This window comes from Corynebacterium otitidis ATCC 51513, from assembly GCF_000296405.1.
Classification (GTDB): Bacteria; Actinomycetota; Actinomycetes; order Mycobacteriales; family Mycobacteriaceae; genus Corynebacterium; species Corynebacterium otitidis.
Map to the genome: position 1 here is coordinate 62652 of NZ_JH815194.1, position 9617 is coordinate 72268.

Sequence of the window (9617 nt, forward strand, 5' to 3'; positions counted from 1 at the left end):
CGGCCAGCGCGCCCCCTTACTGCGGGGCGGCGGTCTTGTAGCCCACGCCGCGCACGGTGCGCACGATGGTGGGGTTCTCCGGGTCCTTCTCGATCTTCGAGCGCAGCCGCTGGACGTGGACGTTGACGAGCCTCGTGTCGGAGGCGTTGCGATAGCCCCACACGAGCTCAAGCAGCTCCTCGCGGGCGAAGGCCTGGCCCGGCTTCTTCGCCATGGCGACGAGCAGCTGGAACTCCAGCGGGGTGAGCGGGATCTCCTTGCCGTCGCGGGTGACGGTGTGCTCGCCGAGGTCGATCTCCAGGCCGGCGAGGTGGATCGTCTCGACTTCCTCGGCGTCGGGCAGGCGCCGCAGCCGGGCGCGCACCCGGGCGACGAGCTCGTTGGGCTTGAAGGGCTTGGTCATGTAGTCGTCGGCGCCCGACTCGAGGCCCTCGACGACGTCGGTCGAGTCGGCCTTCGCGGTGAGCATGATGATCGGGACGTCCGAGCGGGCGCGCAGCTGGCGGCAGATCTCGATGCCGTCCACGCCCGGCAGCATGATGTCGAGCATGACGAGGTCGGGCTGCGACTCCTCGAAGGTGTCGACGGCCTCCGCGCCGTCGGTGACGACGACCGTCTTAAAGCCCTCGTCCTCCAAGACGATGGAGAGCATCTCGGAGATCGCCGGGTCGTCGTCGACGACGAGGATCGTTGCCGCCACGTGCCTCACCCCTTGCATTCGACGTGCTCGCGCCCGCCCCCGGGAGCCGGTGGCCGGCCCGAGGCGGGCGCCGCGGTTGGTTAGGCCCGCCGGATCCGCTCGGCGAGCGCCGCTGGCGATGAGGCTACCAGCCACTCGCCGCCGAAGCCCCGCTCGGCCAGCTCGGCGTAGGCGGCGGCGGTGCGCCGCTGCAGCCCGCCGTCGCGCTCGTAGGCGTCGCGGCTCCGCCCCGGGTCGGATCGCTCCCGGCCGCGGGCGCGCCGGTCGGCCTCGTCGACGTCGGTGGGCAGGAGTACCTGCAAGGTGGGTTTGGGCAGGCCGAGCTCCCCGTACTCGAGGCGGCCGACCGCGTCGGCGACCTCGCCGGGATCCCGCTCGAGGCGCGCCGCGGTGTAGGCCGCGTTCGAGGCGACGTAGCGGTCGAGGATGAGAAGCGGCCCGCCGGGGGCGGCCGCCCGCTCGAGCTCGTCTTTGGCGCCCGCCCGGTCGAGGGCGAAGAGCGTCGCCATTGCCCAGGGGGAGGCGGCGAGCTCCGGGACGTGCCCGTCGAGCGCGCGGCGCGCGAGGTCGGCGTGCACCGACTCGCCGTAGCGCGGAAACGCGAGGCGCCCGGCGCCCGGCAGCTCCCGGCTAAGCGCGGCGGCGAGCGTATTCTTGCCCGCCCCGTCGATGCCCTCGATGGCGACGAGCATTAGTAGCGGTAGTGCTCGGGCTTGAAGGGGCCGGCGACGTCGACGCCGATGTACTCGGCCTGCTCCTTGGTCAGGGTGGTGAGCTTCCCGCCGAGGGCCTCGACGTGGATGCGGGCGACCTGCTCGTCCAAGATCTTCGGGAGCCGGTAGACCTCGTTGTCGTACTCGTCGCCCTTGGTGAACAGCTCGATCTGCGCGATCGTCTGGTCGGCGAACGAGTTCGACATGACGAAGCTCGGGTGGCCGGTGGCGTTGCCGAGGTTGAGGAGGCGGCCCTCGGACAGCACGATGATCGAGCGCCCGTTGGAGAGCGTGAACTCGTCGACTTGGGGCTTGATGTTGACGCGGGTGACGTCGTCGCGGTGGAGCAGCGAGGCCATGTCGATCTCGTTGTCGAAGTGGCCGATGTTGCCGAGCACCGCGTGGTCCTTCATGTTGAGCATGTCCTCATACGAGATGATCCCGAGGTTGCCCGTCGCGGTGATGACGATGTCGGCCTCGGCGATGCCCTCCTTGACCGTGGTGACGGGGAAGCCCTCCATGAGCGCCTGGAGCGCGTTGATCGGGTCGGCCTCGGTGACCTTGACGCGCGCGCCCTGGCCCTTCATCGCCTCAGCGCAGCCCTTGCCGACGTCGCCGTAGCCGCAGATGAGGACGTTCTTTCCGCCCATGAGCATGTCGGTGGCGCGGTTGATGCCGTCGATGAGCGAGTGGCGGGTGCCGTACTTGTTGTCGAACTTCGACTTCGTGACCGCGTCGTTAACGTTCATCGCGGGGAAGGGCAGCACGCCCTCCTCGGCGAAGTGGTAGAGGCGGTGCACGCCGGTGGTGGTCTCCTCGGTGACGCCGCGGACGTTCTTGGCGATGCGGCCCCACTTCTCGGGGTCCTCCTTGAGCGTCTCGGCGAGCATCGCGTGGAAGGCGATGGCCTCGTCGCCGTCCTCGGCGGTCGCCTCGGGAACGGCGCCGGCGCGCTCGAACTCGGAGCCGCGGATCACCGCGGTCGTCGCGTCGCCGCCGTCGTCGAGGATCATGTTCGGCTCGACGCCCTCGCCCCAGGTGAAGACCTGCTTGAGGCACCACCAGTACTCGTCGAGGGTCTCGCCCTTCCACGCGAAGACGCTCGGGCCGTGCGGGTCCTCCGGCGTGCCGTCGCCCACGACGACCGCGGCGGCGGCCGCGTCGTCCGTGGAGAAAATGTTGCACGACGCCCAGCGCACCTCGGCGCCGAGCGCGGTGAGCGTCTCGATGAGGACGGCCGTCTGCACCGTCATGTGGATCGAGCCCGCGATCCGCGCGCCCTTCAGGGGCTGCTGGTCGCGGTACTGGCGCCTAAGCTCCATGAGCCCCGGCATCTCGTGCTCCGCGAGCCGGATCTGGTGGCGCCCCTCCTCGTGGCGGCTGAGATCCGCGACCCGATAGTCCAGTGCCTGCTCGGCCATCTTGCTCCTTATAGTCGAATTCCTGCGTTCTATCGCCTCGGCGGGCGGGGCCTAAAGGGACAACCCGCCCGTCGTCCGCCCGGCGCGCCGCCTCGCCGCGGCGCCCGCCGGGAGCCACCGCCAACTGTAGCCAACCTGGCAGCGCCCCGGCCCCGCGTCGCCTTCTCCCGGGGCGTCCCACCTGGTATCCTTTGGGCCAACTAGGAATCTCTCCCCGCCGCCGCCCCGCCGGGCGCGACGGGCGCCGCCCCGGGCGGGGCGCGCGACGCCCGCCGACCGTGAGAAAGGCACGAGGTCTGGCCGTGAAACCGGATACCCGCAAGGCGCTCTCCTTCATCGCCGTCGGCGTGCTCGTCGCGGCGGTCGTCGGCGTCGGCGTGTGGTTCACCTCCGCGCCGAACCGCCCCGTGGTCACCGGGATATTCAACTCCGCCTCCGAGCCGAGCACCGTGACCCGCACCGTCGACGAGACCGCGGGCCGCGCCAGCCAAGACGACGAGGAGGAGCAGCCCGAGCACCGGCGCGGCGGGGACTCAACGACGCTGACGAGCGAGCCGCGGCCCGCCGAGGACGACCCGTTCCTCCCGCCGAACGCGGTGCTCACCCCCGCGGAGCCGAGGCCGACAAAGGAGTTCGGCCCCGGGGCCGGCGAGCAGCGCCCGGCGCCCGCGCCGTCGCCGAGCTCCCCCTCGGAGCCGGAGCCCGCGCCCGCGCCCAACCCTGGCCCGTCGCCGCAGCCGAGCCCCTCCGAGCCGAGCGAGGAGCCGGAGCCGCCGGCCCCGTCGACCCCGAGCGAGACGGACTCGCCGAGCTCGAGCCCCTCGGAGACGACGCCGAACTCGAGCGAGACGCGGCCGACGTGGCCCTCGCCGTCCCAGAAGATCACCACGCCGCCCAGGCCCGGTGACGAGCCGCGGCCGACGCTCACGACGCGCCCCGAGGCCGGGTACGCGCCGACCCCCTACTCGACGACCTCGTCGCCGCAGCAGTCGTCCGGGCAGGAGCCCACGCCTGCCGAGTAGCGTCCGCCGGCGCCGGCTAGCTGACCCCGCCGCCGGCGGCTAACTAACTAGGGCCGGTTCGCCGTCGGCCGGACCACGCCGATGCCGGGACACGGTCGGGCTAGCAGGTCACCCAGAACGCCTCGCCGTCTCCGGCGAGCGTCGCCGAGCCCTCGTCCGCGGCGAGCCACGCCGCCTGCCCGGCGCTCAAGGACAGCCTCTCCCCCGCGGCGGTGGCGATCTCCACCTCGCCCGCGGAGCACGCCGCGATGACGGGCCCGTCGATCTCGAAGCGGGCCTCTCCGGCCGAGCCGTCGAGGTGCCGCACGGAGAACTCCGCCGCCGGCACAGGGTAGGAGCCGCAATCGGTCGCGGCGACGCGCGGCTCGGCGAGCGGGCGGAAGTCGAGCACGTGGACGAGCTCGGGCACGTCGACGTACTTCGCGGTGAGCCCGCCGCGCAGGACGTTGTCCGAGTTGGCCTGCACCTCGACGCCGAGCCCCGAGACGTAGGCGTGCAACTGCCCCGCCTCGAGGTAGGCGGCCTCCCCGGGGTTGAGCGTGACGTGGTTGAGCAGCAGCGCGCCGAGGACCCCCACGTCGCCGGGGTAGCGCTCCTGCAGCGCGATGACCTCGCAGGCGACGGCGCCGATCCAGTCGCCGCGCCCGCGCAGCCCCTCGAGCCGCGCGACGATCGCGTCGATGAGCTCGCGGCGCCGCGAGCCGGGGATGGTGATCCACGTGGTGAACAGCCCGCGCAGGCCCGAGTCCGCATCGTCGCCCGGCTCGAGCATCCCGACGTAGCGCTCCGCCTCGGGGCAGTCGATCGCCGCGAAGAGCTCGAGGGTCTCATCCACGGGCCGGAAGCCCACCATGGCGCGGAACTCGGTGAGCGCGATGATGAGCTCGGGCTTGTGGCTGTCGTCCTTGTAGTTGCGGTTCGGCGCGTCGAGCGCGATGCCCTCGTCGTTCTCCCGGGCGAAGCCCGCCCTGGCCTGCGCCGTGGTGGGGTGCGCCTGCAGGGAGAGCGGCTCCGCGGCGGCGAGGAACTTCACGAGGAACGGCAGCCGGCCGCCGAAGCGCTCGGCGACGCGCTCGCCGAGCGCGGCCTCGGGGTCGGCGGCGATGAGCCGGTCGAGCTCGACGCCCTCGCCGTCGACGAGGGAGGGCTCGGCGGGGTGCGCCCCGTACCAGAGCTCCGCGACCGGCCGGTCGGCCGGCTCCTCTCCCCTCAGGCGGGGGATGAGCTCCCTCGAGCCCCACGGGTAGGCGCGCGCCTTCCCGGTCAGCTTCCTCATGCGGTGACGGCCTTTCTTCCGTGGGCGGACTGGTTCGATTGACGCGCACCCACGTTAGCAGCCGGCCGCGCCGGCCCCGCCGGCGCGCGAGCGCCGCTAGCCCTGGAGGATCCCGGTGACCTCGTCGACGATCTCCCGGCAGGAGCTCTGGCTGGGGGCCTCGGCGTTGAGGCGCAACAGCGGCTCGGTGTTGCTGGCGCGGAGGTTGAACCACGCGCCGCCGGGAAGCTCCACGGTGACGCCATCGAGCTCGTCGACGCCGTCCGCGCGGTCGCGGAAGCGCTCGACGACCGCCTCGGTGGCGGCCTTTTGGTCGGCGACCTGGAAGTTGACCTCCCCGGAGGAGGCGTAGCGCTGGTAGCGGGCCTTGAGCTCGGAGAGCGGGAGCTCCTTCTCCCCGAGCTGCGCGAGCACGTGGAGCGCGGCGAGCAGCCCGGAGTCGGCGTTGAAGAAGTCGCTGAAGTAGTAGTGGGCGGAGTGCTCCCCGCCGAAGACGGCGCCGCGCTCGGCCATGGTGGCCTTGATGAACGAGTGGCCGACCCGGGTGCGCACCGGGGTGCCGCCGGCCTCCTTGACGATCTCGGGCACCGCCTTGGAGGTGATGAGGTTGTGGATGATCGTCGAGCCGGGCCGCTCGGCGAGGTAGCGCTCGGCGATGAGCGCGCAGATCGTCGACGGGGAGACCGGCTCGCCCTTCTCGTCGACGACGAAGCAGCGGTCCGCGTCCCCGTCGAACGCGAGGCCGATGTCCGCGCCCTGGTCGAGGACGAACTGGCGCAGGTCCTCGAGGTTCTTCGGGTCGAGCGGGTTGGCCTCGTGGTTGGGGAACGTGCCGTCGAGCTCGAAGTAGAGCTCGCGCACGTCGAGCGGCAGCCCGGCGAACACCTCGGGCACGGTGAGCCCGGCCATGCCGTTGGCCGCGTCGACGGCGACGACGAGCGGGCGGGAGTCGGCGACGTTGACGAGCTTGTTGAGGAACGCGGCGTAGTCGGCGAGCACGTCGCGCTCGGCGATCTCGCCGGGCTTACCGTCGTAGTCGGGGATCCCCTCGGCGAGCGCGTCGGCGATCTGAGCCAGCCCGGTGTCCTGGCCGACGGGGCGGGCGCCGGCACGGCAGAGCTTGATGCCGTTGTACTTCGCCGGGTTGTGGGAGGCGGTGAACATCGCCCCGGCGCAGTCGAGGCTGCCGGCGGCGAAGTAGAGCTCGTCGGTGGAGGTGAGCCCCAGAAGCGAGACGTCGATGCCCTGGGCTGCGGCACCCTCGGCGAACGCGCGCGCGAGCTGCGGGGAGGAGGGCCGCATGTCCCGGCCCACCGCGAGGCGGGTCTCGCCCTCGCCGCGCAGCAGCGCCCCGAAGGCCTCGCCCACGGCGCGGACGAAGGTCTCGTCGATGTCCTCGCCGACCACCCCGCGGATGTCGTAGGCCTTGATGACCGACTTCAGGCCGGCCCGATCGAAGACGCCGCGCGCCATGTAACAAACTCCTTTGGTTGCCAACAACGTCGAGCCCGGCGGCCGGCCGGGCGGGCGCCTCCCCGGCCCGCCCGGTTGTTCGCGCGGCCGGCCGCGCCTCGGGGTGGAGTCTAGTGCCCGGACCTGGCGGCCGCGCCCGCGGCACCCCGGCGCCCGGACGCTTCGCGCTAGTCCTCGTCGCCCCCGCCGCGCACGACGCGCAGGTGGGAGCGGCGGCGGCGCCGCTCCTCGGCGACGCGCTTGGTGCGGTAGACGGGGTGGCGGGAGGTCCGCGGGTCGAGGGCGCGCTCCTGCTCGCTCGCGTCGACACTCGGGGAGGAGACCAGCCCGCGGGAGCGGCCCTGCTCGGCGACCGCCTCGGCGAGCGCGGTGAGGTCGTCCTCGTCGTCGATCTCGACGCGGTCGACGCGCACGAGCTCCCAGCCCACCGGCGCGGTGATGCGCTCGGCGTGGCGCTCGCACAGGTCCCAGCTGTGCGGGGAGCTTGCCGCCGCCAGGGGGCGCACGACGACCGTGGACTCGGCGTACGCGTAGGTCATGGTGGCGACGGCGATGCGGTCGCAGCCCGGCCGGGAGCAGTGTCGTCGTGTCGTCACGCCCGGCAAGTCTAGCCCCTCGGCGCGCCGCCGCCCAGGAACCCCCGGGCGAGGGGTAGATTGGCCCACCATGCACATGAGGCCGGCCCGCGACCGCCGCGGCCGGGGCCTGCGCGGCCCCCTGCTGCCGCCGGACGTCCCGCGCCACGCGACGCGCTCGCAGGCCTTCGACGATCTAGCCCTGGACTGCTACGCCCCGCTCAACGACCGCTTCCCGGAGCAGCTCGCGGGGCTGGACCTCGCGGTCGACACTGTGCCGCGGATGCGGCTGCGCGCGGATCTCACGGTTCTGCCCGACGAGATCTTCGCCGACGGGCCGGTGCCGCTCGGCCGGCTCATCCTCGCCGGCGTCGACCGTCAGGGCCAACCCACCAGGGCGCGGATCGTGCTCTTTCGGATGCCCATCGAGCAGCGCGCCGCGACACCTCGGGCGCGCCGCCTGCTGGTGACCACCGCACTCACCGCGCTCGTGGCGACGTACCTCAACCTCGACCCGCGCGACATCGACCCCGAGTACGCCTGGTGAGTCCCCGGCGCCGGCCGAGCCCGAGACGCGGCGAGGCCCGCGGCGCCCCGCCCGGCTGGTCGCCGGGTCTCAGGGTCGCCGCGGGCCTCGTCGTCGTCAGCGCCTCGCGCTAGCTAGCGCCGCTAGGCGCCGCGCAGGCGCTTGCGCTCGCGCCAGGTGAGCCCGCCCCAGATGCCCCAGCGCTCGTCGTGCGCGAGCGAGTACTCGAGGCACTCGTCGCGCACCGCGCAGGCCTGGCAGATGCGCTTCGCCTCGCGGGTCGAGCCGCCCTTCTCGGGGAAGAAGGCCTCGGGGTCGGTCTGCGCGCACAGCGCCTGGTCCTGCCACTCCTCCTCGACGGCCCCGAACATCTCGTCGAGCGTGAGCCGGGCCGCCGAACCGCCGTGGAACGTGGCGTCTTCAGACATAACCTCCCGCCACCTTCCTCTCGCGTCGCGGTCTCGTGCGTGCTTACAACCACGAGATTCAACACGCCGACACAAGATATCGTCAACCGCTTTTTATGCGTCGACGCGGCGAAAAACGGAAAGCGCAGCGCAGTCACCACACGAGTCACACGCGCTACATGTTTCCCGGCCCGGGGGCACGAAGCGGGGGTGCCACATGTAGTGGCGGGGAAAACTAGCCGTCCTCGGGGCTAGGCATCCGAGGAAAACCTAATACCGGCGTCCGGGATCTCCACGGCGGGCCACACCCGGGCCCCGCCCTCGAGCTCGCAGCGCGCCCCGATCGTCGCGCCCGCGCCGATGACGCAGCCGGTGATCCGCGCGTTCGCGCCGATCGTCGCCCCGGAGGCGACGATGGAGTCCTCGATGGTCGCGCCCGGCTCGACGGTCACGCCGTCGAAGAGCACCGAGTTATCGACCCGGCAGCCGGCACCGACCTCGGTGCCGCGGCCGATCGCCGTGCCGCCCACGACGATCGCCGCGTCCGAGACCCCCGCCGACGGGTCGACGAACGACTCGCCGGTGTGGCCCGCGAGCAGCGGCGAGGGCGCGATGCCGCGCACGAGGTCCGAGGAGCCGCGCACGAAGTCCGCCGGCCGGCCCATGTCGCGCCAATAGGAGGAGTCGACGTGGCCCTGCAGCCGATAGCCCGCCTCGAGCAGCCCGGGGAAGGTCTCCCGCTCCACGGAGACGACCCTGCCGGCGGGGATGGACTCGACGACGCGGCGGTGGAAGACGTAGCAGCCGGCGTTGATCTGGTTGGTCGGCGGGTCCTCGGTCTTCTCGAGGAAGCCGGTCACCCGGCCCGTCTCGTCGGTCGGCACGCAGCCGTACGCGCTCGGGTCGCGCACCGCGACCAAGTGGAGCGTCGCGTCCGCGCCGCTGGCCTCGTGGTCGGAAAGGATCGCCCCGAGGTTCGCCCCGGAGAGCACGTCGCCGTTGAAGACGACGACCGTGTCGCCGCGCAGCCGGCCCGCGACGTTGCGGATCGCCCCGCCGGTGCCCAGCGGCTCCTTCTCGGTGACGTACCCGATCTCCAGGCCGAGGCGCTCCCCGGTGCCGAAGTAGTCCTCGAAGAGCTCCGCGCGAAACGAGGTGCCCAAAACGACGTGGCGGATGCCCGCCTCCCTAATCCGGGCGAGCAGGTGCTCGAGGAAGGGGAAGCCGGCGGTCGGCAGGAGCGGCTTCGGGGTGTCCACGGTGAGCGGGCGCAGCCGGGTGCCCTTCCCGCCCACGAGAATGACGGCGTCCACGTCCTTAGGGTTCATTCACGGTCCTCGTCGCACGGTCGATGGCGCCGGTGATGGCGGGCCGGCCCGACAAGCGAGCCGGCGACTCTTCCAGGCGCGCGCCCGAGGCCTCCCCCGGGCGCGCGGCACCGGTCAATTGTGGCACGCCGCCGCAGCGCTCCCGCCCCGCCGCGCCGCGGCGCTAGCGGCGCGCG

The 9617-nt window shown here is 72.6% G+C and carries 10 protein-coding genes; 2 read left to right on the forward strand and 8 right to left on the reverse strand.

Features of this window, described 5'->3' with window-relative positions:
• Nucleotides 1-16: 16 nt before the first annotated feature.
• The 3 genes from mtrA to ahcY form a co-directional block, all read right to left on the reverse strand.
• Complete coding sequence (mtrA, locus tag HMPREF9719_RS05720) at nucleotides 17-700, reverse strand: MtrAB system response regulator MtrA (protein WP_004601923.1); 684 nt, start codon at nucleotides 698-700, stop codon at nucleotides 17-19.
• 80 nt (nucleotides 701-780) lie between these two features.
• Complete coding sequence (locus HMPREF9719_RS05725) at nucleotides 781-1392, reverse strand: dTMP kinase (protein ID WP_004601034.1); 612 nt, start codon at nucleotides 1390-1392, stop codon at nucleotides 781-783.
• Entirely contained in the window at nucleotides 1392-2834 is a 1443-nt protein-coding gene (gene ahcY / locus HMPREF9719_RS05730; RefSeq protein ID WP_004601035.1) for an adenosylhomocysteinase, read from the reverse strand. The genes HMPREF9719_RS05725 and ahcY overlap by 1 nt, the downstream gene beginning before the upstream one ends.
• Nucleotides 2835-3136: 302 nt before the next feature.
• Between ahcY and HMPREF9719_RS05735 the strand changes: the two genes are divergently transcribed.
• Complete coding sequence (locus tag HMPREF9719_RS05735; RefSeq protein ID WP_004601036.1) at nucleotides 3137-3856, forward strand: hypothetical protein; 720 nt, start codon at nucleotides 3137-3139, stop codon at nucleotides 3854-3856.
• 100 nt (nucleotides 3857-3956) lie between these two features.
• Here HMPREF9719_RS05735 and manA read toward each other — a convergent pair whose 3' ends face one another.
• The 3 genes from manA to HMPREF9719_RS05750 form a co-directional block, all read right to left on the reverse strand.
• Nucleotides 3957-5132 (reverse strand): mannose-6-phosphate isomerase, class I, encoded by a 1176-nt coding sequence (gene manA / locus HMPREF9719_RS05740; RefSeq protein WP_004601037.1) that lies wholly within the window; start codon nucleotides 5130-5132, stop codon nucleotides 3957-3959.
• 96 nt (nucleotides 5133-5228) lie between these two features.
• Nucleotides 5229-6605, reverse strand: coding sequence for a phosphomannomutase/phosphoglucomutase (locus HMPREF9719_RS05745; protein ID WP_004601038.1), 1377 nt, complete (start codon nucleotides 6603-6605; stop codon nucleotides 5229-5231).
• Between the two features lie 167 nt (nucleotides 6606-6772).
• Nucleotides 6773-7201 (reverse strand): DUF3499 domain-containing protein, encoded by a 429-nt coding sequence (locus tag HMPREF9719_RS05750; RefSeq protein ID WP_038082818.1) that lies wholly within the window; start codon nucleotides 7199-7201, stop codon nucleotides 6773-6775.
• A gap of 70 nt (nucleotides 7202-7271) precedes the next feature.
• Between HMPREF9719_RS05750 and HMPREF9719_RS05755 the strand changes: the two genes are divergently transcribed.
• Complete coding sequence (locus HMPREF9719_RS05755) at nucleotides 7272-7727, forward strand: metallopeptidase family protein (protein ID WP_004601040.1); 456 nt, start codon at nucleotides 7272-7274, stop codon at nucleotides 7725-7727.
• 122 nt (nucleotides 7728-7849) lie between these two features.
• Here the strand turns inward: HMPREF9719_RS05755 and HMPREF9719_RS05760 are convergent, their stop codons facing one another.
• Both HMPREF9719_RS05760 and manB read right to left on the reverse strand, forming a co-directional pair.
• Entirely contained in the window at nucleotides 7850-8134 is a 285-nt protein-coding gene (locus tag HMPREF9719_RS05760) for a WhiB family transcriptional regulator (protein ID WP_004601041.1), read from the reverse strand.
• Nucleotides 8135-8364: 230 nt separating this feature from the next.
• Complete coding sequence (manB, locus tag HMPREF9719_RS05765) at nucleotides 8365-9441, reverse strand: mannose-1-phosphate guanylyltransferase (RefSeq protein ID WP_004601042.1); 1077 nt, start codon at nucleotides 9439-9441, stop codon at nucleotides 8365-8367.
• Nucleotides 9442-9617 lie beyond the last annotated feature (176 nt).